Below are 26,228 nucleotides of genomic sequence, written 5' to 3'. Positions count from 1 at the left end.
TAAAAAGTGTGTCATTTAAGCAAATATATTTAAGCACAAAATATTCGCGCGGTTCATATATTGCAATAGAACAATATTTTGGAGGCGAGCATTTGGAAATAGATGAATTAAAAGAGATAGTACAGGATAGTTATTCTATTTGTATAAACCATATACAAAAAATAAAAAATGTTTACAAAATAAGAACTAAAAATGAGATGTATTGCCTTAAAATCATTAATTATGAGCTTAAGCATTTTTTATTTATTATTGGCGCTATAAAACATTTGCAAAGAAATGGGTTTCAAAGTATCCCGGAAATTATACAAACTTGTGATAACGAGGAGTATATAACACTTGAGAAAAAGCATGCTTATTTAACGCCTTGGGTAGATGCAAGGGAGTGTAATTACGATGATCCACTAGATATAAAATTATGCACCTCAAAACTTGCGCAGCTCCATATAAAGAGTTTAAATTTTAAAGTTACACCTGATATGAAACCTAGAATAGCGTGGCTTAAATGGATAGAGACTTTTAAAACACGTGAGAATGAAATATTAGACTTCAAGAGAAGGATAAATGAAAAAGAAAATATTACTGGGTTTGATAGCAACTATTTAAAAATAATGAATGAAGAATTATCACGATCTACTAGTTCGATAAATAATTTATGTAAAAGCGATTATATAAATAAGATGAAAGACGAAATTAAACATAGGGGCTTTTGTCATCATGATTATGCTCATCACAATATACTTATGGAAAAAGGTGGAGGAGTGAGCGTTATAGATTTTGATTATTGCATCTTAGATACTCATTTGCATGATTTAAGTAGCCTCTTATTAAGAAGAATGAAAGGTGGAAAATGGAGCATTGAAAATGCACTTTTTATAATGGATGAGTACAATGCTACAAATTTAATATACAAAAGTGATATAGAGGTTATAGCAGCATTTATGGAGTTTCCTCAGGAATACTGGCAAATAGGAATTCAATGTTATTGGGAAAAAAGAATTAAGGGTGAAGATTTTTTCATTAAGAAACTTAAAAAAATGCATGAGGATGAAGAATGTAAGCAGATTTTTATAGAAAAATTTAGAAAAATAAAATATGGGAGGTAAGTATATGGGAAAAAATAAAAAGGACACGTGCAATGATGTATACAATGAGGATCCGGAAAATGAAATAATTCATCCGCAGGAGTCAACTGTAGAGGATTATGATATGAAGCTTGAAAATATGAAAGAAGATATAAAAAATCTTAAAAAGATAAGGAGAAGGCAAAAAAAACTTGATGAACTAGAATTTGAGCAAAGAGAAATATTAAAGAAAATGGACAAAAATTCTAAAAAGAATAAATAGTATTAGGTCTTTATCTTTATTAACTAATAGATATAATTTGAGGTGATGCCAGTGGCAATAAGCATCTATAATGATTTTTCTGACTATATGATGTATAAAGGTATTAAAAATGTAGAAAAAATCGAATTTAAATATGAGAATATAGCAGAGACTATAACAGAAAAAAAAATAATAGAGCAATTTAGAGTTATCCATGAGGTACATGAAAAATCAATAGGGTTTAACGGATATCTTAGAAATAGATTAAATAACAATACGGGGAAAACCATAGAGGCATATAAAATTTCTATCAAAAAGCTCTCTAGCGATATAAATAGTATTAATGAAAATGGACCTAAAAATTCTTTTGAAGAATTGATTGTTAAATATGGAAGTGGTGTTATAACTAAGGGTAAGGCAGCTATAGTTGCAGCGTGCGGCACGGATTATCTAGAAATTATAACAAGGAGCATGAGGCGAGGTGAAATATGTTTAGGTAATACAGATTTTCAAAACCTTAGGAAAAATGAGTTTATTGAAGTGGTTAGTTTTGCGAGTTGTTGTTACAATATGGTGGAAATAGATTGTTTTCTTTTACTTAGTAAATTAAAAAGAAAAGGGCTGAAGGTTGATTTTAGAAAGATGGCAGATGAATTTTGCCTAATCGAAGGACTAGGAAATTCTAGCTCAAAATTTCTATTAGCATTAATGTCTTATCCTCATGAATTTATGAAATGTTGTAATAGATATAGAGCAGGCACTAGGTTGTGGCATGAGGACAGGTTTTCACAGAAGCTTATAAAAGCTTTAATTCAAGATGGAGATTCTTTAATTTAGAGAGGTGACAAGATGTTAGACGTTAGATATAAAGATAGAGCTTATTTAAGTAAATATGATTTAGATGTGAACCTATTTAGTGAATTTGATCTAGTGGTGTATGATGTTATTCCAGTAAGAAAAGTATTTATACTTAATACAAATAAGGGCGATAAAGTTTTGAAAAAAGTAAATTATAGTATAGACCAACTTGAGTTTATTAACTATGGAATTGAATATATCAAGAAAAATAAATTTAACAGAATTATAGAATTTGAAAAAACAAAGTCAAATTTAATATATGTTCCTTGGGAAAGTGATATTTATTGTATTATGGATTTAGTAGAAGGCAGAGAGTGTGAGTATAGCAATCCAGTGGATGTAATGCTTACAGCTAGAGCGATAGCAGGGCTTCATAGAGGATCTGAAGGGCTCGTATATGAAGAGGGATTTAAAACGCAACTTGCCAAGAATAAAGAGAGGTTACTATGTGGTAAAGTGATAGAAAATTTCAATAAAAAACTAAATGAACTTTTGTTTTATAAAGATATAGCAAAATTAAATGAAGATAAAAATGAATTTGATTGTATATTTTTAGAGAATGTTAAGTATTATGAGGATAATATAATAAAAAGCATAAATATCCTTAAAAAGTCAGATTATTATAATTTGTGTAATGAAAAAGAAAAAATAGCATTTTGTCATCATGATCTGGCCCATCACAATATATTAGTTAATAAGGAAGAGGTATACTTTTTAGACTTTGATTATGCGGTTATAGACTTAAAGGTACATGATATTTGTAATTTTACAAATAAAGCCATTAAAGATTTTTGTTATGATATTGAAAAATGTCATAACATAATAAGTGAATATACAAAAGTAAATCCATTAGATGATAGGGAACTTAAGGTGCTTTATGGAATGCTAAGCTTTCCAGAGGATTTTTATAGTATATCTAAGGATTATTACACAAGGAAAAAGCAGTGGAGTGAGGAGATATTCTTAAACAGGCTAAAGAGAAAAGTAGAATATAAAAAAGATAGAGAGCAGTTCTTAGAAGCTTTTAAGAATTATTATAATTGTTAGATTTAAACCCCTACATAGTGATATATTAACTATGTAGGGGTTTAATTTTGGGTTATTATTAACAATAAAATCATTTTGGATTTGTACCTAATATGCTTTGATAAGCTGTTAACGTATCTGTAGCGGTATGTTCCCAGGTTAATTCAGCAGCCCTTTTTAATCCTTTAGTTATAAGTGATTCTCTTAAATCACTATCATGTATCACATTATACATTTTTTCACTTAAGTCATCAACGTCATATGGATTTACTAGTAAAGTTGAATCCTTTACTATTTCAGGAATAGAGGTAGCATTAGACGCGATTACAGGCACACCACAGGCCATTGCTTCTATTGGGGGTAGTCCAAAACCTTCATAGAAAGAAGGGTATACAAATAGCTCACAAGCGTTATACATGTAGGGGATATGCTCCATAGATATAAACCCTGGGAAAATTACATATTCATCAATATGAAGATCTTGTGCTCTTTTTTTATATATATCATATGATTTACCTTTATTACCTGCAATGACGAGTTTCATATCCTTTTTTAGTTTTGGCAGGAGCATGCTAAACGAATTTAGTAGTCCAACAATGTTTTTTCTAGGACTAAATCCGCCAATATATAAAATATAATCTCCTGTTATAGAATAATTTTTTTCGATAATAGATCTACTAAGAGTTTTGTCATAGGGTTTATAAATATCCTCACTAGCTAAATGGGTTACATATATTTTTTCCCGAGGAAAGTTGAAAACATTAATAATATCTTCTTTTGAATATTCTGATACAGTAATTATACCATCACACAGTGGGATAATATTTGGTAACTTTTCATTGAAAATTTTAAGGTATTGATCACCAACTGTATCTGGCATTTTATAAGGAATTACATCATGCAGCGTAATAACGAAAGGACAGTTTTTACGAGCGGGTAATCCAACACCATTTTGAGGAACGTGGTATATGTCTATAGACTTGTCTATTAATGGGTTATAGGTATCAACCTCACTCCAAAAATTGTTTTGATTATCTTGTTTAATCTTTTTTATTTGGAAATTTTTTTTAAAGGGTATAGCAAGCTTGCAATCATCAGGTACATATAGCAAATAGTCATTATAATTGTCAATTTTATTTAAAGAGTGAATTAGCTGGTATGAATAAGTTCCTATACCAGTCCCTCTATACCATTTTGCAGCTCTAGCATCAATTCCAATTTTCATTATAAGACTCCTTAAACACTGATTTAATATATCAATATATTTCATTATATTAAAAGAAAGCATAAATGTTATTAAAACATGGAAGAATTTATTCTAAAATTAAATATTAGTAATATAAATTATAAGGGGGGTGAGTAACATGATGAGGGAATTTGAAATTGAAAGACAGTACGGAATTAAAATAGAGAGTATACGTCCTAATAAGGGAGTGTATTTATTAAAAACAGATGGCGGAACTAAGTGTCTAAAGAAAATCAGTTACGGGACACAAAAACTTTTGTTTGTATATGGAGCTAAAGAGCATCTTGCAAATAATGGTTTTGACAAGATTGATAGATATTATTTAAATACCGAAGGAAATCCTTATGCTTTAGTTAACGAAGATATTTACACGTTATCCACATGGATAGATGGTAGGGAAAGTGATTTTCATAATGAGGAAGATCTGATCTCTGCTGCAAAACAATTAGCTTATATGCATATTGCATCAAAGGGATATGATCCACCAGAAAACAGTAAGCTTAAAACGGACCTTGGAAGATGGCCACACTTAATGGAAAAAAGAATAAAGTCTTTTGATAAAATGCTTGGAATGATTAGAAAAAAGAAGAATAATAAAACAGATTTTGATATGAACTATATTAGGAGTGTGGAATCTCAAAAAGAACTAGGCAAAAGGGCTATGGCTATTTTAGATGATTCTAGGTACTTTGATATATGTAGACTAACTGAAGAAGAAAAAGGATTTTGCCACCATGATTATACTTATCATAATATTATTATTGACAAAAATAATGACGTTAATATAATTGATTTTGATTATTGCAAAAGAGAAGTAAAGGCATTCGATTTATCTAATTTTTTAATCAAAATGCTTAAGAAGCAGGATTGGGACATAAAATATGCTGTAATAGTTTTAGAGGCATATAGTAGTGTAAATCCTCTGTCATTAGAAGAGTACAGACTCATATATGCATTTTTGGTATTTCCACAACGCTATTGGAGGCTTTGCAATAGATTTTATTATAATGAAGTTACTTGGATCCAAAATACCTTTAACAAGAAGATGGAGGAGTTAATTTCTGAAAAAGAAAAGTTTATGGTATTTATTGAAGATTATAAGAAACAATTCAACCAGAGGTAACATGCATCAGGCTATCTATAGCATGAACATTTATAGTATGCAACAGACTATTTATAGTATGCAACAGACTATTTATAGTATGAATAATGCTGTTTATTAAAGTTATGTAGATATTATTTTTACATAACTTTTTTTTGTTTTCACCTATTAGTCATATTTCCATAACATATAGTATGAGTTTAAATATGGAGGTGGCAAAGTGAAAATAGGGGACGTTGTAGTGAGGAAATCTTACGGTGGGGATATTACATTTAAAATAATAGATATTGTTATAAGAGATAATAAGGATGTGTTTTTACTTAAAGGGATAAACTTAAGAATAGAGGCAGACTCTTTAAGTGATGATCTACAATTGGTATCAGAAGATATAATTTACGAAATAGATAGGGTTTTTAATAAAAAGGTAAATGAATCTATAAAAAGGATATTAGTGAATCGTATTAAAGGAACTAGAGGAGACAAGGCATCTACTGTAGATTTTAAAAGTAAAATTAAAGAAATGCAGCTAAAACAAGAAAAGTATAAAGAATATAAAAATAAGGACATGACATTTGGGCGTCCAGGTAAAATACTACATGTTGATGGGGACGCAGACTATTTGGAAGTCTGTTTGAAAACTTACAAGCAATTGTCCTTAGATGCAGTAGGCAGAGTTGTATCTGAGAAAAATCAACCAAGTGAGATAGTAGATTTAGTTAAAGAAGTTAAACCGGACATAGTAGTAATAACAGGGCATGACGGTATGGTCAAGGGAATAACTGATTATATGGATTTAAATAATTACAGGAACTCTAAGTTTTTTGTAGAGGCGGTTGTTGCCCTTAGAACTTATAATGGAAGTTATGATGATTTAGTTATATTTGCAGGGGCATGTCAATCGTGTTATGAATCAATTTTAGATGCTGGTGCAAATTTTGCTAGTTCTCCAGAACGAGTCTTAATTCATTGTTTGGATCCAGTTTTAGTTTCTGAGAAGATTGCATACACAAATATAGAAAGTGTTGTAGCTATAGAGGATGTAATACAAAATACTATAACAGGGATTGCGGGCATAGGTGGATTACAAACTAGAGGGAAGTATAGAGAGGGGTTTCCTAAATCTAAGTTTATATAATTAATTTTAAAAAAAAATTGAATTTAAAAGAATTAAAGTAAAGCCATGTTTTAATTAGGTAAAAGGACATAAATTAGATGAAAATTAATTATATGATGAATAATCTATGAAAATCAATTTTGTTAAGGTGAAATGAACATTGACAAAATTACGATACTAGTGATAAAATATAAAGTTTAGTTGACAAAAATATATATATGGTGTATAATATAAAATGTGGAAAGAGGTGTTTGCTGTGGAAAAAATAAATGTATTGACTTCAATAAAAGATGAAATTGAAAGTCATGTTGGCGAAAGAGTAACATTAAAAGCTAATGGCGGAAGAAGGAAAATTCTTGTAGATAACGGAGTTATTGAAAAGACATATCCAAACATTTTTGTTATTAGATTAGAAAAGGACACCCACAGGACAGTGACATATAGTTATTCAGATGTTTTGACAAAAACGGTTCAAATAGTTTTTGCAGGATAAAACGATACTGCAACATAGTATCGTTTTTTATATTTATAAATTAATCTTATTAATATGAGATTGGCGAGGCATATATTAAATAGAATGTTTAAGCGTTAGCAATAACGAAACATTTTATATAATATATGCCTTTGTTTTAGTTTTAAAAATTATGTTGGAATTTGTAATACGAATTAAAAAATCAAATATCATATTTTGGGCATTGTTTCTATATATATTATTAGTAGGTTTTTTAGTGAGGAGCAATTCATAAATGCTTCCACGATAAAAATACAAGGAGGTATAATGTGGAAATAAATTTGATAAGAGAAAACATAGAATATGAGCAATTACTAGGGGAAAATTCAGTAGATACAGTGGTGAAAGAGGAATTTGTAATACCGGATACACAGCCAGATGTTAGAGAAATTCTAGTGCTGGATGTCAAAGCTCTAATAAATTCTAAACAGATAATTGAGAATAAGGTATATTTAGAAGGTCAGATTCAATATAACGTACTTTATATGACAAAGAATCAAGAACGCACAGACGTGGAAAATGTAGTGTATAGTTCTAAGTTTTCAAATACAATTGATATAAATGGTGCAATGCCAGAAATGCTTTGTGATGCCGATTGTTTTGTAGAACATATGGAATGTAGAATAGTTAACGAGAGAAAAATATGTATAGAGGGTATATTGAGATCAAAATCTGAAGTATATAAAAACTTTGTTTTTCAAATTGTTAAAGATATAGATACAGTTAAGGATGTCCAATTTTTAAAGAATCCTACTAGTATAGACAAAGTAATAAGAAATTTCACTGGTGAACTTGTTGGTAAAGCTAATATAAAAATACCAATGGAGAAACCAGAAATTGCTAAAATGATAAAATTTGATGTAAATATTCATAAAAAAGAAATAAAACTGTATGAGGGGAAAATTCAAATTAATGCATATGCATTAATTAATATGATATACAAAGGAAAAGATAGCAGAGAGTTATCTTGTATTGAACATGAAGTAATGCTTAATAAAGAACTAGAATTTGAGGATGTTAATCCTTATATGGACAACTACACAGACTTTAAGGTAGACGGTATGGAGTTCGATATTAAGGAAGATGATTTAGGAGAAAAAAGAATTATTGATGTGGAATTTTCAATAAAAACAAACACAAGAGCTATGCATAAAGAAGAAGTTGATATGATTGAAGATGTATACTCGCCAACTACAAAACTTGAGATGGATAAAAAAGATTATAACCTTAATGTAATGCAGGGACAGTTATTAACTGAGACATTGGTTAAAGGAGACATAGAGTTAGATAATACTATGGCAAAACCAAGCAAGGTTATTATGTGTAATGCTAGTGTTTGTATAACAGATAAAAAGGTTATGGAAGATAAGGTTGTAGTTGAGGGTATAATGAATGTAACGGTATTATATAGAAGTGATGATGAAGAAAAATATCTATCTGCAGTCTCTGAGGAAATTCCGTTTACCTGTGGCGCTGATATATTAGGTGCTAAGATAAATATGAGTAGTATGTGTAAAGTATCGCTAGAGAATATAAATGTGGACATAGAGGCAGGAAATATAGCAATTAGAGCTGTAGTTAAAGTATATGTTAGAGTGAATTATATGGTTGAAAAGAAATTTTTAGTAGATGTTTATCCAATAGAAGGTGAAGCACCTGTGAAAAAGGCTAGTATTACAATTTATGTAGTTCAGGTTGCAGACACCTTGTGGAAAATTGCTAAAAAATATAATACTACAATACACGAAATCGCAAGAGTAAACCAAATAGAAGATCCAAATGTTATAAAGGTTTCACAAAAGCTTATAATACCAGGTAGAATAATTATATAAATAATGACAGTGAAATTGGTAAAAAAATCCCACAGCGTTATTAATAACGCTGTGGGATTTTGATTTTTTAAAAGTAAATGTAGCAATATTAAATTTGTTGTAATATACTGAATTTAATGGTGCCGTTTCTAGTGGAAGTTCGGTCGTATAAAAAGAGTTGGAGGAAAGTCATGTTAGTAAAAGCTTATGCAAAAATAAATATATCTTTAGATATAATAGGTAAGAGGGAAGATGGATATCATTTACTAAAAATGATTATGCAAAACATAGACTTATATGATTCTCTGTCATTTCAAAAATGCAACAAGGGTATTAATATAAGCTGTAATAAACCGTACATACCTACAAATGATAAGAATTTAGTATATAAAGCTGCAAAGCTTTTTATGGACACTTATAATATTAATGAGGGCGTTAATATATACCTTAAAAAGAATATTCCTGTAGCAGCTGGTATGGCGGGTGGTAGTACAGATGCAGCGGCTGTTTTTAAAACACTTAGACAATTATTTAAAATAGACGTGGATGATAATGAACTTATGAATTTAGGTGTTAAAATAGGTGCTGACGTTCCTTTTTGTATAAAGGGGGGGACTGCTTTGTGCGAAGGAATAGGAGAAATAATCACTCCACTTACACCTTTTAAAAATCAAATCTTAGTTTTAGTTAAACCTAATTTTGGAGTTTCAACTAAGGATGTTTTTAAAAATTTAGACATTAGTAAAATTTTCAAACATCCTGATACAGAAGAATTAATAAGAGCTATGGAGGAGGAAAGACTGGCGGATGTATGTAACAATATGAAAAATTTACTAGAAAATGTTACGCTAAGAAAATATCCTGTGCTTAAAAGAATAAAAGAAGATATGGGTAAAATGGGCGCGGTTGGTTCAATGATGACTGGAAGTGGACCGACGATATTTGCTTTTTTTGATGATATGTTAAAGGCTCAAAAGTGTTATGATAAATTTAAGATTCAATATAAAGAAGTATATATAACAAGAACAATTTAAATAAAATTTTATAATGATTTGCAAGAACGTGTAAAACCCTTAAAGGGTTTTACACGTTTTTTATATTTATGAAAGTGAATATTTATATAAATGAATATTTTTTTAACGTGTCGTAAAAACTAGTTATAGAAAAGTAGACAATTAACATTAATAATGCAGCTCCGCAGGAGATGATTTAATGTTTGTATTACATTACTAATTAAATTTAAATAGGGAGAAATAAAATGAGAGTTTTAGATTTATTTGATATGTATTTTTTAGCAATGATGCTTATTCAAGGTACAGTAGTGCTTATGGTGGATGCAAGGGACTTTAAAAAATCAGGTATGGGGGTCATTAGTAAGAAAGCACGAGTATTAGGGGGAGTTGCAATTACTATATCTATCATTTTATTTGTGCTTAGATGGCTATTATAAGGGGAAATATATATTTACTTGATACATATAAGGAAGTGAAAAATATGAAAGAAGATATTAATGACGAAATTAAGCCTAGTGCAGAGGAAAACATAACATATCTAAAAGAACTACTTGAGGATAACTCTGATGTTATCTTTAGAACTTTTAATGTTGGAGAGTGGAAGGCAGCGCTAGTTTACATTGACAGTATGGCAGATAAAATTTTATTAAACGACTTTGTATTAGAACCGTTAATGTTGTCATCAAAAGGAATAGAAGATGTAGAGGAAATAAAGGATAACATACTTGCAGTTACGGATATGCATGAGGTGGAAAAACTAAGCGAAGGAGTTAAGGCCGCACTCTCTGGGGAAACTTTAATGTTTATAGATAATCTAAACTGCGCATATGTTATTGCAACGCGGTTTTGGCCTAATAGAGGAATAGGAGATCCATCTGGTGAAACTGTAATTAGAGGGGCGAGAGATGGGCTTACAGAAACTATAAGGTTTAATACTGTGTTAATTAGAAGGCGAATTAGAGATACAAGGCTAAGAATTAAAGCAAAAACTATAGGAATCAGATCCAAAACCGATGTGGCTATTATGTATATTGACGATATAGTTAATAAAGATGTGCTTCAAGAACTTGAGGATAGAATTGATGAAATAAATATTGATGCTGTTTTTGATAGTGCCTATATTGAACAGCTTATTGAAGATAATAAATATTCACCGTTTCCTCAAATACAAAGTACAGAGAGACCAGACGTAGTAGCTGCAGCGCTATATGAGGGCAGAGTAGCGTTACTTGTAGATAATTCTCCTTTCGCAATTATAGTTCCAACTACGTTGCCTAATTTGTTCCAATCTCCCGATGATTACTATCAAAGATGGATGCACAGTTCTATAATTAGATTTCTTAGGATAGTTGCTATATTTATTTCTCTTACCGCACCTGCACTTTACGTCGCGGTTACCTCGTATCATACATCTATAATACCTACCAAATTAGCTTATGCAATAGCGGCATCTAGGGAAGGAGTACCATTTCCCGCATTTATAGAGGCCATCATTATGGAACTGTTTTTTGCACTTCTTATGGAGGCTGTTATAAGGTTACCAAGGCCTATAGGAGCTACCGTTGGAATTGTAGGAGGGCTTGTTATAGGGCAATCTGCAGTAAGTGCTGGAATAGTTAGTCCCATTATGGTAATTATTGTGGCACTTACGGCTATAACTACATTTGTAACTCCTAATTATGAAGTTGCTACTGCATTTAGACTAGTTAGGTTTTTCCTTATTATTGCTTCGGCAATTGTAGGATTTTATGGAATAATAGTAGGCCTTATCATACTTCTCATTCATTTGGTAAGGATGAAGAGCTTTGGTATACCTTATTTAGCACCAGCAGTCAGTACTGATATTAGTGATTTAAAGGATATGTATATAAGAGCCCCAACATCTGAGCTAAAAGAAAGGCCCAAATATATGAAAACAGGGGATAAGATAAGACAAAAATAAAAAACATCGTCATCTAGTATGGAGGTTAAGGAGATATTATGAGAGAGAAAAAAATAATTGGGGATTTCGGATTATTCACTACTATATCTGTAGCTATAGTGGGTGTAGGAATATTTTCTTGTCCAAGAGAAGTTATAGATAAGGTAGGTAGCGACGCATGGATAGTTACGTTAGCGGCAGGCGTAATAATTTGTTTATTACTTTATCTTATTTACAGGGTGATGATGAAAAATAACTTTGAGGATCTTACAAATATACTGCAAAACACTTTTGGAAAGATTCTTGGAGGAATATTCGCTATTACATTTGCAATGTATAGCATATATATTGTATCCCTTGGGATGCGGGAGTTCGTTGAAGTAATTAAACTATATTTATTAAGGCGGACCCCTACAGAATTTATTTTAATGACCACTATTTTAACAGGAACCTATTTAGTTCGCGGTGAAATTGGTGATCTGGTTAAATTTAATGAAATTTCATTTTGGCTTATGTTTGTTCCTGCATTTACAGTTTTAATTTTTACCGCAGTAAATGCGGATTTCACAAATTTATTACCAGTGCTTAATAATAAACCGATGAATTATTTAAGTTGTTCAAAATATATTTTATTCTGTTTTGGGGGGATAGAAATAGCTTATCTTATTCTTCCTTATCTTAAAAATAAGAACAATTCATCTCGAATATTAAGAAAAAGTATTATGTTTGTAACTTTGTTTTATTTAGTTGTAATGATTCTTGTTTTAGCAGTGTTTTCTAAATCACAAAGTAAAATTTTATTATGGCCAACTATTACTATGATACAGTCTTTAGAAATATCAGGCACATTTATAGAAAATTGGGAAGGGATAGTCATGGCATTTTGGATATTTTTTTATTTTACTACATTTGTTAACACATACTTCTTTTCAGGCGAAATTGTTAAAAATGTATTTAAATTAAAAGATATTAAGTTATCTTCACTATTGATAATGCCTATTATTTATGTTGTAGCATTATACCCGGATAATATAGCTCAGCTTTATGCCATGCAGTTTAGAAGTGTTCTGGTTCTATTAACGGCATTATTTCTTTTCGTAATATTACCAATACTTATCTTACTTGTGGGAAAAGCACGCGAGAGGGGGAAAAACATAAATGAAGCTTAAGAAGATGTTGCCACTTATCCTTTGCTGTATGTTGCTTAGTGGGTGCTGGGATAAAGTAGAGATAGATAGACGTAATTTTATCTCCACTATAGCTATAGATGTAGGGGAAGATATAGCCAAAGAAAAGGAACTTAAAAAACTTAATTTAGTAGAACCCTCTTCAAGTATAAACATTAAAAAGATCAATGTAACTTATGGATTCCCGGATATGAGCATGGCGGGGGCTGAAAAGGGTGGGAGTGCTCAGGAAAAATACATTAATACTCAGGCTTATTCAATGGAGGATGCGTATTCCGAGGCTATGGCAAAAAGTAGTAGAGATATATATCTTGGTCATACAAAGCTACTTATATTATCTAGCGATATATTAAATCATAAAGATACTGTCAAAGAGATAGTAGATTATCTGCAGCGTAATCCTAGCATAAATAGGATGGTTCAGGTAGTTGTATCTGATGGCCGGGCTGAGGACTATGTAAAATTCAAACCAGAAACGGAAAATAGTACCCAATATTATATTTCCGGACTTATGGACAATAGCAATAGAAATTCTAGGATTATGAGCATGACAATTAATGAACTTCTTATATTATTAAGCGAAAATGGGAATGCGTTGCTACCTATGATAAGTTTAGATAAGGAAAAAAATGAACTTATGTTAAGTGGCGCTGCTATAATTGAAGATTATGAATTAAAAGGATCCTTTTCACCACTTGAGCTAATTAACATTCAACTTTTAAGTGGTAAGTTTAAAGCAGGTAAAAAAGCTATATATTTGGATGGACACCCTATTGACTATTTGATAGATGGATATCATAGGAAAATTAGAATTGTACAGAAAGATGATAAATTAATTATTAATGTTGATATAAACCTTGAGGGGCAAATAGGTGGATATTATGTAGGTAAAAAAATACTTGATGAAGGTCAACTTAAAAATATACAAAACGCTTTTAATAGTTCCATTAGTGAAGACTTGAGAAAAGCTATGGAACTAGCTATAAAAGAATATGGGATAGATCCATTTGGGGTCAGAGAACATATTGAGAAATTTAACCCCTCATTATGGAATAAAATTGAGAAGCGTTGGAAGATAAAATATAAAGAGGCATCAGTAAATGTAACTGTTGATACGAAAATTCGAAGAATTGGGGCAACTGAGTGAATATGATTACATAATATGGTGATACTCTTAATATAAAACATTGTATTCGGGGGGATAAACATGAAAAAATTTATATTAACGAGTTTTGCCTTAATAATTATAATTTCTTTGGTAATAAACGGGAATAATGCAAATGTGAAAGCAACTCAAAGTGATGTCGCAAGTAAACTTATAAGATTTCATGTTATAGCTAACAGTGATAACGATATAGATCAAAAGCTAAAATTAAAAGTAAGAGATTCTGTTTTAAAATATATATCACCAAAACTTTCCACATGTACGAGTATAGAGCAGTCAAGAAAAATTATAAATAATGAGAACAAAAATATGAAAAAAATTGCAGAAAAAATTATAAAACAGAATGGATTTAAATATTCAGTAGTTACGAGCCTATCAGATGAAAATTTTCCGATTAAAACATATGGAAATATAACTCTCCCTCAAGGTCAATATGAGGCTTACAGGATAATTATTGGAACTGGCACAGGCCAAAATTGGTGGTGTGTTATGTTTCCACCATTATGTTTTGTAGATATTACAAAAGGAAATGTTTCTTACCAGAAAACTGAAAAAGAAATGAAGACAGTATTATCAGATGATGAATACAAGTTAGTTGATAATACTGTAAATAGTCAGAAAATAGTTGTTAAGTTTAAACTGGTTGAGATTTTTAGTAAATGGGTTAGCTAAGAGAATATTAAAATCTAATAAAAGGATGACAATCTATAATTGTTATCTACTGGCTAAGAATATCAGGAGGGAAAGACATGAAAATGCTAAAGAAAAGAATTTTGTATACAAGTATTGTAACTATAATTGTCGTATTTTCAACTACTTTTGCTATATTAATGTTTTTGGAAAGGCTAGATTATAGAAACTATCTTCAAGGTCAATATAGTAAAAATATGTATGATCTTGTTGATTCTGTACAAAATATAAGAGTAAATCTTGGTAAGTCCGCTATTGTTGGTTCTAGAGAACAAAGCATAATAGTTTTCGAAGAAATATTTAGATTTTCGGCCGCTGCAAATGATAAATTACATTCATTGCCTCTTGACCAAGTGGTTGTTGGGGATACTAGTGAATTTTTAACTCAAGTAGGTGATTTCTGTTATTCACTTGCCAAGGCATCGTCAGAGGGCAAGGAACTTAGTGATAAGGAGTATGATGAAATCGATAAATTAGAACTACAATCTTACACACTTCAAGAACAATTAAACGGAGTGCTTAGTGATATAAATGAAGGCGCAATTAAATGGGGAGAAATCAGGAAAAAAAGTAGCAGAGTACTTGCAAAAACAGGTGGAGACCTAGTTAATGAGAAATTTACGGGTATACAAAAGCAAATAGTCCAATATCCAGCTTTAATTTATGATGGGCCATTCTCTGATAATATATTAGAAATAAAACCTAAAGTAATGTCCCAAAAACAAGTAAGTGAAGAAGCTGCAATTAAAATAGTAAAAAACATGTTAGGTGAAGACAAAATAGCAAACATTGAAAGTAAGTCAGTACAAGGTAAAACTGTAATACCTACCTATACATTTAACATAACATTTAAAGGGAGAGAAAAAAGTGGTGGAAAAGCGGTAATAGAGGTAAGTAAAAATGGAGGCAGGGTAGTATATTTATTAGATAGTAGAGATGTAGGAGAACCAACCGTAGATATTGAAAAGGCAGTAAAAGATGGAAGCGAATTTATATCTAAAATAGGATATAAAAATATGGAGCCTACATATACTCTTAATTATGAGAATACAGCAGTTGTGAGTTATGTATATAAACAAGGAGAAGTATCAATTTATCCTGATCAAATAAAACTTAAGATTGCATTAGATGATGGCAGTATTATAGGAATTGAGTCTGAAAAATTCTTGATTTCTCATGTTGAAAAAAGAGATATAGGTACTCCTAAAGTAACAATAGCAAAAGCTCGAGAAAAGGTTGGTAAAAGACTTAAAATAACTAAAACAAGTTTAACGATTATTCCTACAGATACTAATAAAGAGGTTTTGTGTTATGAATTTTCAGGAACATACAAGGATAAAAATTATATAGTATATATCGATGCGAATACTGGTTATGAGCAAAGGATTATTGAAATAATAGATACTCCTAACGGAAAATTAACTATTTAACGACATTTCAGAAGGGATGGCCAAATTTCTATAAATAGGAGTATAACTACCTTAACATAAATATAACTTTAAAGGGAATATAAATCTCCTTCTGAAGTCATTAATATACAGCTCCGGAGGAGATGACTTAATTAAATAAAAGATGTGAGGATATCTGTGTATAAAGTACATGGGTATCCTTTATTTTAGAAATTAAAATACAAAGCAATAGATAAAGATGATATAATGTTATATAGGTTAAAAAAAATATGTAAATTAAAAAAATATATATTCTGAAAATATATTTAGTAAGCTTATGTTTTGATTATTGATAATATGCTTATTATGGTTATAAGGAGATGTCGAAAGTGAAAAAGAAAATAGCAATATTATTTGGTGGACAGTCCACAGAACATGAGGTTTCAAGAGTATCAGGGGCTTCAGTGTTAAGAAATATTGATCAAACAAAATATGATATATACCCTATAGGGATAACCAAGGAAGGGTTATGGTTTGAATATACTGGGAACATAGATAACATAGAAGATGGAAAATGGGAAACTGACGAATATTTCAAGATAGCAGATGGTCAAAATCTTATATTTAATAAAGAGATAGATGTAGTATTTCCAGTGCTTCATGGGCTATTTGGTGAAGACGGTACTATTCAAGGTATGTGTAAATTATCAAATATTCCTTGTGTAGGACCAGGGGTAATGGCTTCAGCTATTTGTATGGATAAAATATATACAAAATATTTACTTGAAAAATTCAATGTAAAACAAGCTGGCTATGTGGTCATAAATTCGCATGATTATGCACAAAATAAAGATTTAATAATACAAAATATAGAAGAGAAACTTGATTATAACATATTCATAAAACCATCTAATGGTGGGTCTTCTGTTGGAATATCAAAGGCGCATAACATATCTGAATTAATTATTGGAGTAGAAGAAGCACTTAAATATGACAGAAAAATTTTAGTTGAGCAGGCTATAAATGCAAGAGAAATTGAAGTGGCTGTGATTGGTAATGACTATCCGGAGGCATCAGTACCAGGTGAAATAATTCCTGCAAAAGAATTTTATGATTATGAAGCTAAATATAAAAGTGAAGCATCAAAGCTTTTAATACCTGCAGCGTTATCAGATGAGAAACTACGATTTGTTAAAGAAGAAGCTATAAGAATTTATCAAATATTAGATTGCGCGGGCATGGCAAGAGTTGATTTTTTAGTAGATAAAGAAACCGAAGATGTTTATCTAAATGAGGTCAATACTATTCCAGGTTTTACTAAAATAAGTATGTACCCTAAAATGTGGAAAGCCACGGGAAAAACTTATGTAAAACTTATTGATGAACTTATCCAGCTCGCTATAGACAGAAATAATAAGTAGAGAGGGAGAATTTTATGACAACAGCTTTGGCTATGATTTCTGGAGGTCTTGATAGTACTCTTGCAGCAAAACTTGTAAAAGATCAAGGCATAGAAGTTATCGGAACCATCGACAAAGGAAGAAATAAATAATTATATTATTAATTAGTGAGGGGTAAATTTATGAAGAAAAATGCAATAATTTCAGTTGTAAGTAGACAATTGGATAGTGAAGATGATGGGGATGAAATTGAGGTGGTAACGCCTGGTGAATTTTATAAAAAGGATAATAGTTATTATGCAGTGTACGAAGAGACTGAAATTTCAGGAATGAAGGGTACTACTACTACATTAAAAATTGATGAAGAAAAATTCACACTTATAAGAACTGGAACAACTAATACGCAAATGAACTTTAAAAAACATATAAGAGATTTAACCTTATACAGTACACCTCATGGAGCATTAGATCTTACTGTAGACACTAGGGAACTGAAAATGAACATAGATAATAATGGTGGAGAAGTTTTTATAGATTATGATATGATAATAGGGAATCAACAAAGTTTAAGCACGACTTTACAAATTAATATTAAAGCATAACAACAAATAGTACCTTTAAACCTTAGTAATATAAGGGCTTAAGGGTATTTTATTTTTAAATTAATTAGATGGATATATAAATTATATTTAAATATATATCAAAACTGTATTGATATCAGAGGAAAAGTCTTTTGCACCTGGAGTTAACACAAAAATCTAACATTTAATTAATTTTAAACCTGATTTACAAACTTTAGAAGATATAACATAAACTAATATCCCATTAAAGTCATCTCTTTAAACATTATAGCTGTAAGGTGCAGACCTTATTTCTGTAACCCAAATAAAAAATGCTAAAATATTACTAAAATATTTAAAGTGTATACGAAAGCAGTAGTATTCAACTACATATAATAATTATATTCTTTTGAAAAGTTCTCGCCAACATAAGTCTGGGTAACACCAGTAAGAACTTTAAAATATCTTCATACCCCCAATAGTACGACTGTGTTAACCGTTAACAGTCCATCATCTTTCTTGAGTTGCGCTAGTTTTTAAATGTTTTATGAAGTCAATCCTTAAGTCAGCTTCTTTAAAAACATCTAATAAATTTAAATCATGCCAACGATTTGATATTTTACGCTTAAATTTCAAAAGATTTTTTGCCTCTGGTTGTTTGGGAGATGGAGAAATTTTTATTCTTCCATTTCCTATATCTAGAATTTTAACCTTTTCATTTTTATGAATAGTCTTATTTAGCTTAGATAAATAATCTTTCATAGATGATTTTATCTTTTCAATAAAGTCATTTACATCTAAAGGCTGATTTATTGCTAAGTAATATTCCTCTTTTTTTATATCAAAGTCTTTTGGAAGATCCTCATCAGGATTCCTGTATTTATCAGCGCCACTTATCCAAACCTCTCTGCAGCGAATCTTATCCTTTAAAGCCTGCAAGGCACATAATTCATAGTTAGCTCTCTTAATTCTAAGTGCGTTATTTTTCCATCAGGATTAATGCTGAAATCATTGAACCATATTATTTGTTGCGTGTTATTATTTTGTGATTCAGTAACAAGGAACAAGTCAAAGTTTTGATAGTTTCAACTGTCAACTTATTAAAAATATTTTAAAAGATATTATTTTCATATGTATTTATAGCTGGAGAAACTATACGCTCTAAAGTTTCTTCTGTAGTAGCCTCAATTTTTATTTTGTAAAACCTTTTATATAGTTGTTGCTTTAAATAATCAATATCATCATTACTAGGTAAAACTATTTGTATAAGCCATTCTTTAATTGATTCCATATCAGTTTTACTATATTCACGAAAGCAAAGTTCTTCTCGAATTTGCTTCTTATGAAAGAAAGCATTTCTGCTATTAAAATCATAATTTAAATAAGTTTTTTTATTAATTTTAAGTTGTTTTGCAATGAACTCGATACTTTCTTCTGAGACTGCTTATTTACTCACAGGAAATTTACCGTAATTTTGTAAAGATTTATACAGCACTGCAAATCCTATTTTTGCATCATTTGATTTATTATAAACTAATTATAACCTATCCATGCTTATTAAAGATCATTTTATGGCAAGGCTTAAGGATAATACTTATACTGAGTTTATAAATAAAGTTCAGATGGATGCAGCAAAGGTTGATATATCTAATGTAGCTATTTTTGATAACCACTGCAAGGGATTTAAGCATAATGTTATCATGAGAGATATTATAGCTAATTACAAATATCCAAACGCTCTAAAGGTAATAAATTTAAAAGGATCCAATATTAAGGATGATCTAGAAAAAAATTTAGAATATTTTTGTATAGTTAATGGCAAATTAGAGGTGTGCATGGATGGTGTTTATCCTAAACTTAAACATTATAATTATGATATGTGGGAGGGTGATTACGCGGTGGTAATTATCAAATGTTTAAGGGGAGACCTGTCCTTAAAGATATTTCCATTGATATGGCTGAATTAATTGCAAATTATATTCTTGAAAGAAAAAAGCAAAATATAATAATAATAATAATAATTATACATTATAATAAATATAGTGAACTTTTTAATCAGTATTTACGTTAAATGATTGCTAGGGGTGATTGTTATTGGATGAACTAGATCTTATTAATAGAGCTAAAGATGGAAATAAAAGCGCGCTAAATTCTCTTTTAAAAGATAATTATAATATTTTAAAAGGTTACACAGTGAAAATGGTAGGAGACCCACACTTAGCACAGGATATTATTCAAGACGCCATGCTTAAAGCTGTGCTTAATATAAATAAATTTGAGCCTAGAGCAAAGTTTTCTACTTGGCTCATAAAAATAGCTACTAATGTTTACAGAGATTATTTAAGAAAGAATAAATTCGTTAAACAAATAGAGGAAACTGCTATTGATAGAGGAAAACAATTAGAAGACACTGTAATATTAAATTTTGAATATCAAGAGGTAATGAAAATAATTTTAAAGTTACCTTATGAGAAAAGGGCTGTATTTATTTTAAAGCATTATTATGGTTATAAATATGAGGAAATATCAGAAATTTTAGGATGCCCTCTTGGAACAGTTCGGTCAAGGCTTCATAATGCAGTAAAATATATAATAAGTGAAACTTACAGAAAGGAGATTATATAAATGAAGGATTCTGAAAGAAACAAAAATTCTTTGATTGATGAATTTTATAATGAATCTCAGGAGAAACCCTCTCAAAACACAGTGCACTCTGAGGCTGACTTAGAATTTAAAAGTGTGCTAAATTCCACTGCTAAGAAAATGGATATTTTAAATGAAGATATGTTTAATTTTGATATAGACACCCTAAGCATAATAGAGCAAGGGGAGTGTATAAGAGAACACAAGAAGGCCAATATTGAATTTATTTTGTTTATATTATCATCTTTTACAATGCTTGCTGTATATGCTTTAGTCATCATTAAACTAGGACCTAAGATACTAATTATTTCTCAAATTTTCATTGTAATCATTGCTCCTTGGATAATAATACCTATTTCATTTTTTAAAAGAAGGGGAAGTGAAGTTTAATAATGATTTTAGATAATCAACTAATTATTATAATAACAATACTTATTCCTATATTGATAGTACAAGGGGCGTGGATTTTTTTTGATGCACGGAGTCGTAAAGAAAAATATTATTGGTTTTGGGGAATTTATGGGCTGATGAATATACCAACTAGTCTTCTTATTTATCTACTAGTAACTCGTGTAATATTAAAGAAATTGAGGAATAAAAAGAATAAAAAATAAAATGAACTTTTTGATATTGATTGCGTTAAAGCTATGAAAATATAAATACGAGAATATAGAAAAAGGGTGAATAGATATGTTTGAAGGAATGGCTTTAATAGAAATAATAAAATTACTTGCACCTGTAATAATACTGGAGGTAGTTCTTGTGGTGTTCTGCTTATATAGATTGACGCGTGACGAGGTGAAATTTTTACCTAAGTGGGTGTGGGGTTTAATTATAATTTTCATTCAATTAATAGGTGCCATAACCTTTTTATTAATAGGAAGAGAGCGTGAATAATATGATTAAAGTGGTAAATATAAATAAAAGATATGGGAATTTACAAGTTTTAAAAAATATATCTTTTGAAATAAAAAGGGGAACAATATATGGTTTTTTAGGTCCCAATGGATCAGGGAAAACTACAACTATGAATATACTTTCAGGGTTAATTGATTTTAATAGTGGAGAAATATATTTAGATGGGAAAGATTTTAAAAAGAATAAGAGGCAATTATTAAGGAAAGTGGGATATATTCCACAAAATCCAGTTTTCTACAATTACATGAATGCTGTTGAATATCTTCACTTTATTGGGGAGATAGCCGATATGCAAGAGAAAAGTATAAGAGAAAGAACTATAGAAATTTTAGATATTGTAAAGCTTACTGATGCAGCAAATAAAAAAATAGGACAATATTCTGGTGGAATGAAGCAGCGACTAGGAATCGCGGTGGCACTATTTAATAATCCAGAATTAGTTTTTTTAGATGAGCCAACCTCTGCACTTGACCCTGAGGGAAGAATGGAAATATTAGAATTTATTAAAGGCCTAAAGTCAGAAGGAACTACTGTTTTTATGTCTACTCATATTTTGAGCGATATAGAAAGGATTTGCGATGAGGTAAGTATTTTGGATAAAGGGGAAATACTCGTATCTGATAATTTAGTCAATTTAAAGAATAAGTATATTCAACCTATATTTGATATCGAGTTTGAAAAACATTGTGTAAATCTAGCAAGAGTTCTTTTAAACTATAAGTGGGTAGAAAAAGTTTTGATAAATGAAAATAAAGCCTCTATCTATGTTAATAGTTTAGTTATTGCTAAATCCGAACTTTTGAAAATAATTGTGCAGGGCGAAAATAATATTTTATCTTTTAATTTAAGAAAAAGTAATCTTGAAGATATCTTCATGAGGCTGGTGAATAAAAATGACAACATTTAAGGCGTATATTAAGAAAGAAATAATGGAATCTAAAAGACAATATAAATATATAATACTTGCTGTAGGAATAATTGCATTTGCTATTTTAGATCCATTTATGTTAAAGCTACTCCCTAAAATACTGGAAAAACAATTACAAGGAGATTTAAGTTCACTTTTTATTGCCACACCTAAGAGTGCCATTAACAATTATATTAAGGATCTTTTCCAAATTGGAAACTTATTCATAATATTTACATTGGCAAGTTCACTAAATGAGGAAATAAATGGGCAAAAACTCGTGTTTCCATATTCTAAGGGAAGTAAGCCAATTGGCATAGTGCTTGCTAAGATAATTCATTATACTATTGTGGTAACCATATTAACCTTTATTGGATTTTTAACATGTTATTACTATGCTGGTATTTTGTTTGAAGGAGAAAATGCTAGTTTATCAGGAGTTATGAACTCAGCTATTTTAATGTCTGTGTACTATTTTTTTAATATTGCCTTGGTAACATTTTTCAGTAGCTTTGTGAAGAAAAGTGTAACAGCAGGTTTTATAACTCTTATGATAACTTTTTTAAGTGCTGCACTTGTAAATTTGAATACAATTGGAAAGTTTATGCCATATAAATTAGTGGCAGGAGCGAATCTATTTGCGTTAGATGGTTATTTATATACTATAGGATTTTCAATTTTGTGTAGCATTATTTTTATAATAGCTACTATTTTTAATATGAACAAAGTTGAAGTAATTTAATGCTTATTTAAAAAAAACAAGTAAAAACACATTACAATTTATATATGAAAAGGGGAAAGGGATATGTTAGAAATTAAGAATTTTTCAAAGATTTATAAAGGTGGGAAAAAAGCTGTGGATAATTTTAGTCTTACAGTGGAAGCTGGAGATATTTATGGGTTTATAGGGCACAATGGAGCTGGAAAGAGTACAATGATAAAAGCCATTGCTGGGGTACTTGATTTTGAAGAAGGAGAGATCTTTGTTGACGGACATAATATTAAAAAATATCCAATAGATTGTAAAAAAGCAATTGCATATATACCAGATAATCCAGATATATATGAGCATTTAACAGGTATTCAATACTTGAATTTTACGTCTGATATTTTTAGAGTTGGAAAAGAAGAAAGGCAAGAACGCATTGGGAAATACGGGGATTTATTTGAAATTACAAGTGAGCTTGGAAATCTGATTTCTTCTTATTCTCATGGAATGAAACAGAAATTAGCTTTGATTTCTGCCCTAGTCCATAAACCAAAATTATTGATGCTCGATGAGCCATTTGTAGGATTGGACCCAAAAGCATCTCTTAGCCTAAAAAATACGATGCATGAAATATGCAAAGAAGGAAGTGCTATTTTCTTTTCTACACATGTGCTTGATGTAGCAGAGAAACTTTGCAATAAAATCGCCATTATTAAAAATGGTAAACTTATTGAAGCGGGAGATACAGAAACCTTAATTCAAAATCAATCCTTAGAATCACTTTTTATGGAGGTAGCGGACAATGCAAAATAACACATTGATTCTTTTAAAGGCACAGTTTCTGAATCAATCCGGAGTGAACACTTTTCGATATGAGAGCGATAAAAAGAAGAAAAATAGAGTTGTTATATTAGTTGCAATAATGACTATACTTATATTTATGCTTTCTCTATATTGCTTTGGTATGGGATATGGAATGGGTAGTATAGGACTAGCGCGGATTATTCCAGGTTATGCATTTACGATTACAAGTTTGCTTGTTCTGTTTTTCACTATACTTAAGGCTAGTGGAATATTATTTGCCTTCAAAGATTACGATATGCTTATGGCACTTCCAGTTCAAACAACCACTGTCATCACAAGTAGATTTCTATTGATGTATGGAATGAATGTACTTATATCACTTGTTATTATGCTTCCTATGGGAGTTGCCTACAGTATATGGGTTCATCCGCATATGATATTTTATGTAATGTGGCTTATTGCTATATTTGTAACACCTTTAGTACCAATGACAATAGCAGCAGTTATTGGTGCAATCATTAGCGCTATTTCAGCTAAGTTTAAACATACGAATATTATTAGCATCATACTATCATTTGCCCTGTTAATTGGGTTTATGAGTTTAAGCATGAGTGCAGGAACGATGAATACAGGGCAAATAGATATTAGAAAATTAGCAGCACTAGGCGCAATGTTATCCAAGAAAATGAATCAGATATATCCATTAACAGGTATAATGGAGAAGGCTATTTGTCAATATAGTGCTGCTTCATTCCTTGTTTTTTTAGTAATTTCAGTCATATGGTACTATGTATTTGTAAAAATTGTTTCCATAAAATATATAGCCATCAATACTGGACTCACATCGCACCAAACTAAGTCAAATTATAAATTGCAAAGTTTAACGGTATTATCACCTCTAAAGACGTTATACCTAAAAGAAATGAGGAGATTCTTTGCGTCTTATCTCTATGTGGTCAATGTAGGCGTGGGCGCAATGATACTTATAGTAACATCAATTGCATTTTTCGTTATAGGAATAGATAAAATGGAGCAACTCATTGGAATTCCAGGTATAAAATCTATGATTATGAGCTTTGTACCCTTTGCAATTTCTGGGTTGTTAGCAATGACATGTACCACTGCGGTGTCACTTTCACTAGAAGGCAAGAATTTATGGATATTACAATCAGCACCTATAGATGCGGCAACCATATATAGGAGTAAAATGGCAGTCAACATAGCTATCCTATTGCCTGTGTCACTACTTAGTTCTCTATTAATGAGTCTCTCTTTGAAATCGAATATCATGTTAACGGTATGGATTTTTGTTATACCACTTGTGTATGTGGGCTTAACTTCTGTATGGGGAATCTTCATTAATCTTAAAATTCCGAATTTTACTTGGGATTCTGAAGTGATTGTAATCAAGCAAAGCATGTCATCTATGTTTGGGGGTCTGGGCGGAATGATATTTGGTATTATACCTATTGGAATCTTATTACTTCTGCCAGGTGTTGATAGAAATTTACTTGCGGGAATAATTACTCTTGTAGTCATAGGTATTACGGCACTGCTTTATAAAAAAGTGTGTGAATCGGAACTACCAAGATAGTTTAATGTTATTGAGTTTTGGAGATATCTTAGTCTTTTTAACATTTCTTTGAAGCTATTTTCCATTTTAATTTAAAGTTTCTATTTCTACTTTTACTGCAATAGTGTGTAAATCCAAGAAAATCAAAGGTTTCCGGTTTTTTTATTGGGTGTTTTTGCCTTACCCGCCAAAAAGGTATATTAGCATATTGAAGGTTATAAGATAGGAGAGCAATAGAAATTATGTTACATAACAATATTATTTATTAGTATTGAGTAACATTTAATTTATGCTTTTCATATAAAACATTCAAAATCGTTGCTAAATAAGGAAAGTTGACGATTTTTTTAAATTTATTT

Annotated in this window: 27 protein-coding genes and 1 pseudogene; 25 read left to right on the top strand and 3 right to left on the bottom strand. The window is 30.4% G+C overall.

The features are described from left to right. Positions 1-92 precede the first annotated feature (92 nt). The 4 genes from ACREVX_RS11325 to ACREVX_RS11310 are packed head-to-tail and all read left to right on the top strand — an operon-like array spanning position 93 to position 3,228. The gene (locus ACREVX_RS11325) at positions 93-1,103 is read left to right on the top strand and encodes a CotS family spore coat protein (protein ID WP_431544289.1); all 1,011 of its coding nucleotides are present in this window, start codon (positions 93-95) and stop codon (positions 1,101-1,103) included. Between the two features lie 4 nt (positions 1,104-1,107). After that, positions 1,108-1,344 (top strand): hypothetical protein, encoded by a 237-nt coding sequence (locus ACREVX_RS11320; protein ID WP_431544288.1) that lies wholly within the window; start codon positions 1,108-1,110, stop codon positions 1,342-1,344. Positions 1,345-1,395: 51 nt separating this feature from the next. Next, on the top strand, positions 1,396-2,160 hold the full coding sequence (locus ACREVX_RS11315; RefSeq protein WP_431544287.1) for a spore coat protein: 765 nt from the start codon (positions 1,396-1,398) through the stop codon (positions 2,158-2,160). 12 nt (positions 2,161-2,172) lie between these two features. Continuing rightward, entirely contained in the window at positions 2,173-3,228 is a 1,056-nt protein-coding gene (locus tag ACREVX_RS11310) for a CotS family spore coat protein (RefSeq protein WP_431544286.1), read from the top strand. A gap of 70 nt (positions 3,229-3,298) precedes the next feature. Here the strand turns inward: ACREVX_RS11310 and ACREVX_RS11305 are convergent, their stop codons facing one another. Further along, complete coding sequence (locus tag ACREVX_RS11305; protein ID WP_431544285.1) at positions 3,299-4,432, bottom strand: glycosyltransferase family 4 protein; 1,134 nt, start codon at positions 4,430-4,432, stop codon at positions 3,299-3,301. A gap of 139 nt (positions 4,433-4,571) precedes the next feature. On the opposite strand from ACREVX_RS11305, the gene ACREVX_RS11300 reads away from it, so the two are divergent. The 13 genes from ACREVX_RS11300 (at position 4,572) to ACREVX_RS11240 (ending at position 18,357) form a co-directional block, all read left to right on the top strand. Then, on the top strand, positions 4,572-5,576 hold the full coding sequence (locus ACREVX_RS11300) for a CotS family spore coat protein (protein ID WP_431544284.1): 1,005 nt from the start codon (positions 4,572-4,574) through the stop codon (positions 5,574-5,576). Between the two features lie 199 nt (positions 5,577-5,775). Then, on the top strand, positions 5,776-6,690 hold the full coding sequence (gene yabG / locus ACREVX_RS11295; protein ID WP_431544283.1) for a sporulation peptidase YabG: 915 nt from the start codon (positions 5,776-5,778) through the stop codon (positions 6,688-6,690). A gap of 214 nt (positions 6,691-6,904) precedes the next feature. Further along, positions 6,905-7,162: a Veg family protein gene (locus tag ACREVX_RS11290; protein WP_246599354.1), complete on the top strand. Its 258-nt coding sequence runs from the start codon at positions 6,905-6,907 to the stop codon at positions 7,160-7,162. 287 nt (positions 7,163-7,449) lie between these two features. After that, the gene (locus ACREVX_RS11285; RefSeq protein WP_431544282.1) at positions 7,450-9,012 is read left to right on the top strand and encodes a DUF3794 and LysM peptidoglycan-binding domain-containing protein; all 1,563 of its coding nucleotides are present in this window, start codon (positions 7,450-7,452) and stop codon (positions 9,010-9,012) included. A 170-nt stretch (positions 9,013-9,182) separates the two neighbouring features. Further along, entirely contained in the window at positions 9,183-10,025 is an 843-nt protein-coding gene (gene ispE / locus ACREVX_RS11280; RefSeq protein ID WP_431544281.1) for a 4-(cytidine 5'-diphospho)-2-C-methyl-D-erythritol kinase, read from the top strand. A gap of 224 nt (positions 10,026-10,249) precedes the next feature. After that, positions 10,250-10,441: a CLC_0170 family protein gene (locus tag ACREVX_RS11275; RefSeq protein WP_431544280.1), complete on the top strand. Its 192-nt coding sequence runs from the start codon at positions 10,250-10,252 to the stop codon at positions 10,439-10,441. A gap of 44 nt (positions 10,442-10,485) precedes the next feature. Then, positions 10,486-11,946, top strand: a complete 1,461-nt coding sequence (locus ACREVX_RS11270) for a spore germination protein (RefSeq protein ID WP_431544279.1) — start codon at positions 10,486-10,488, stop codon at positions 11,944-11,946. A gap of 38 nt (positions 11,947-11,984) precedes the next feature. Continuing rightward, positions 11,985-13,094 carry a GerAB/ArcD/ProY family transporter gene (locus ACREVX_RS11265; protein ID WP_431544278.1) on the top strand — a complete coding sequence of 370 codons (1,110 nt, stop codon included), beginning with the start codon at positions 11,985-11,987 and terminating at the stop codon, positions 13,092-13,094. Then, positions 13,084-14,259 (top strand): Ger(x)C family spore germination protein, encoded by a 1,176-nt coding sequence (locus tag ACREVX_RS11260; RefSeq protein ID WP_431544277.1) that lies wholly within the window; start codon positions 13,084-13,086, stop codon positions 14,257-14,259. The genes ACREVX_RS11265 and ACREVX_RS11260 overlap by 11 nt, the downstream gene beginning before the upstream one ends. Positions 14,260-14,319: 60 nt before the next feature. Then, complete coding sequence (spoIIR, locus tag ACREVX_RS11255) at positions 14,320-14,949, top strand: stage II sporulation protein R (protein WP_431544276.1); 630 nt, start codon at positions 14,320-14,322, stop codon at positions 14,947-14,949. A 77-nt stretch (positions 14,950-15,026) separates the two neighbouring features. Beyond that, positions 15,027-16,397 carry a germination protein YpeB gene (gene ypeB / locus ACREVX_RS11250; protein WP_431544275.1) on the top strand — a complete coding sequence of 457 codons (1,371 nt, stop codon included), beginning with the start codon at positions 15,027-15,029 and terminating at the stop codon, positions 16,395-16,397. 347 nt (positions 16,398-16,744) lie between these two features. Next, positions 16,745-17,776: a D-alanine--D-alanine ligase family protein gene (locus ACREVX_RS11245; RefSeq protein ID WP_431544274.1), complete on the top strand. Its 1,032-nt coding sequence runs from the start codon at positions 16,745-16,747 to the stop codon at positions 17,774-17,776. A 161-nt stretch (positions 17,777-17,937) separates the two neighbouring features. Continuing rightward, a complete protein-coding gene (locus ACREVX_RS11240) occupies positions 17,938-18,357 on the top strand; it encodes a YwiB family protein (RefSeq protein ID WP_373471366.1) in 420 nt (139 codons plus the stop codon). 468 nt (positions 18,358-18,825) lie between these two features. On the opposite strand, the gene ACREVX_RS11235 is transcribed toward ACREVX_RS11240, so the two are convergent. After that, complete coding sequence (locus ACREVX_RS11235; protein ID WP_431544273.1) at positions 18,826-19,254, bottom strand: hypothetical protein; 429 nt, start codon at positions 19,252-19,254, stop codon at positions 18,826-18,828. A 172-nt stretch (positions 19,255-19,426) separates the two neighbouring features. Beyond that, positions 19,427-19,744 (bottom strand): annotated as a pseudogene (locus ACREVX_RS11230) (DUF4158 domain-containing protein); the annotation flags it as partial. Between the two features lie 142 nt (positions 19,745-19,886). Between ACREVX_RS11230 and ACREVX_RS11225 the strand changes: the two are divergent. From ACREVX_RS11225 to ACREVX_RS11190, 8 genes are all read left to right on the top strand, one after another. Continuing rightward, entirely contained in the window at positions 19,887-20,282 is a 396-nt protein-coding gene (locus tag ACREVX_RS11225; RefSeq protein ID WP_431544272.1) for a 5'-nucleotidase C-terminal domain-containing protein, read from the top strand. A 127-nt stretch (positions 20,283-20,409) separates the two neighbouring features. After that, complete coding sequence (gene sigY / locus ACREVX_RS11220) at positions 20,410-20,940, top strand: RNA polymerase sigma factor SigY (protein ID WP_431544271.1); 531 nt, start codon at positions 20,410-20,412, stop codon at positions 20,938-20,940. Then, positions 20,941-21,348: a hypothetical protein gene (locus ACREVX_RS11215; RefSeq protein WP_431544270.1), complete on the top strand. Its 408-nt coding sequence runs from the start codon at positions 20,941-20,943 to the stop codon at positions 21,346-21,348. Between the two features lie 300 nt (positions 21,349-21,648). After that, complete coding sequence (locus ACREVX_RS11210) at positions 21,649-21,855, top strand: PLDc N-terminal domain-containing protein (protein WP_431544269.1); 207 nt, start codon at positions 21,649-21,651, stop codon at positions 21,853-21,855. Between the two features lies 1 nt (position 21,856). Then, positions 21,857-22,783 (top strand): ABC transporter ATP-binding protein, encoded by a 927-nt coding sequence (locus ACREVX_RS11205; protein WP_431544268.1) that lies wholly within the window; start codon positions 21,857-21,859, stop codon positions 22,781-22,783. Continuing rightward, positions 22,770-23,525 (top strand): hypothetical protein, encoded by a 756-nt coding sequence (locus ACREVX_RS11200; RefSeq protein WP_431544267.1) that lies wholly within the window; start codon positions 22,770-22,772, stop codon positions 23,523-23,525. Before ACREVX_RS11205 ends, ACREVX_RS11200 begins: the two co-directional genes overlap by 14 nt. A 63-nt stretch (positions 23,526-23,588) precedes the next feature. Further along, positions 23,589-24,305 carry an ABC transporter ATP-binding protein gene (locus tag ACREVX_RS11195; RefSeq protein WP_431544266.1) on the top strand — a complete coding sequence of 239 codons (717 nt, stop codon included), beginning with the start codon at positions 23,589-23,591 and terminating at the stop codon, positions 24,303-24,305. Beyond that, positions 24,295-25,890: a putative ABC transporter permease subunit gene (locus tag ACREVX_RS11190; protein WP_431544265.1), complete on the top strand. Its 1,596-nt coding sequence runs from the start codon at positions 24,295-24,297 to the stop codon at positions 25,888-25,890. Before ACREVX_RS11195 ends, ACREVX_RS11190 begins: the two co-directional genes overlap by 11 nt. Positions 25,891-26,228: the final 338 nt, after the last annotated feature.

Source organism: Clostridium sp. (assembly GCF_050717545.1).
GTDB lineage: Bacteria > Bacillota > Clostridia > Clostridiales > Clostridiaceae > Clostridium_AD.
Note: the sequence above shows the minus strand (reverse complement) of the source record. Positions and strands in the feature narration are given on the sequence as shown.

Excerpts from the sequence above, each read along its gene's own strand:
- ACREVX_RS11265 (WP_431544278.1), top strand. The coding sequence starts at position 11,985 with ATGAGAGAGAAAAAAATAATTGGGGATTTCGGATTATTCACTACTATA.
- ACREVX_RS11320 (WP_431544288.1), top strand. The coding sequence starts at position 1,108 with ATGGGAAAAAATAAAAAGGACACGTGCAATGATGTATACAATGAGGAT.
- spoIIR (WP_431544276.1), top strand. The coding sequence starts at position 14,320 with ATGAAAAAATTTATATTAACGAGTTTTGCCTTAATAATTATAATTTCT.
- ACREVX_RS11305 (WP_431544285.1), bottom strand. The coding sequence starts at position 4,432 with ATGAAAATTGGAATTGATGCTAGAGCTGCAAAATGGTATAGAGGGACT.
- ACREVX_RS11190 (WP_431544265.1), top strand. The coding sequence starts at position 24,295 with ATGCAAAATAACACATTGATTCTTTTAAAGGCACAGTTTCTGAATCAA.
- ACREVX_RS11215 (WP_431544270.1), top strand. The coding sequence starts at position 20,941 with ATGAAGGATTCTGAAAGAAACAAAAATTCTTTGATTGATGAATTTTAT.
- ACREVX_RS11205 (WP_431544268.1), top strand. The coding sequence starts at position 21,857 with ATGATTAAAGTGGTAAATATAAATAAAAGATATGGGAATTTACAAGTT.
- ACREVX_RS11225 (WP_431544272.1), top strand. The coding sequence starts at position 19,887 with ATGGCAAGGCTTAAGGATAATACTTATACTGAGTTTATAAATAAAGTT.
- ACREVX_RS11270 (WP_431544279.1), top strand. The coding sequence starts at position 10,486 with ATGAAAGAAGATATTAATGACGAAATTAAGCCTAGTGCAGAGGAAAAC.
- ACREVX_RS11290 (WP_246599354.1), top strand. The coding sequence starts at position 6,905 with ATGTGGAAAGAGGTGTTTGCTGTGGAAAAAATAAATGTATTGACTTCA.
- ACREVX_RS11310 (WP_431544286.1), top strand. The coding sequence starts at position 2,173 with ATGTTAGACGTTAGATATAAAGATAGAGCTTATTTAAGTAAATATGAT.
- ACREVX_RS11195 (WP_431544266.1), top strand. The coding sequence starts at position 23,589 with ATGTTAGAAATTAAGAATTTTTCAAAGATTTATAAAGGTGGGAAAAAA.
- ACREVX_RS11260 (WP_431544277.1), top strand. The coding sequence starts at position 13,084 with ATGAAGCTTAAGAAGATGTTGCCACTTATCCTTTGCTGTATGTTGCTT.
- ACREVX_RS11200 (WP_431544267.1), top strand. The coding sequence starts at position 22,770 with ATGACAACATTTAAGGCGTATATTAAGAAAGAAATAATGGAATCTAAA.
- ACREVX_RS11240 (WP_373471366.1), top strand. The coding sequence starts at position 17,938 with ATGAAGAAAAATGCAATAATTTCAGTTGTAAGTAGACAATTGGATAGT.
- ypeB (WP_431544275.1), top strand. The coding sequence starts at position 15,027 with ATGAAAATGCTAAAGAAAAGAATTTTGTATACAAGTATTGTAACTATA.
- ACREVX_RS11300 (WP_431544284.1), top strand. The coding sequence starts at position 4,572 with ATGATGAGGGAATTTGAAATTGAAAGACAGTACGGAATTAAAATAGAG.
- ispE (WP_431544281.1), top strand. The coding sequence starts at position 9,183 with ATGTTAGTAAAAGCTTATGCAAAAATAAATATATCTTTAGATATAATA.
- ACREVX_RS11275 (WP_431544280.1), top strand. The coding sequence starts at position 10,250 with ATGAGAGTTTTAGATTTATTTGATATGTATTTTTTAGCAATGATGCTT.
- ACREVX_RS11210 (WP_431544269.1), top strand. The coding sequence starts at position 21,649 with ATGTTTGAAGGAATGGCTTTAATAGAAATAATAAAATTACTTGCACCT.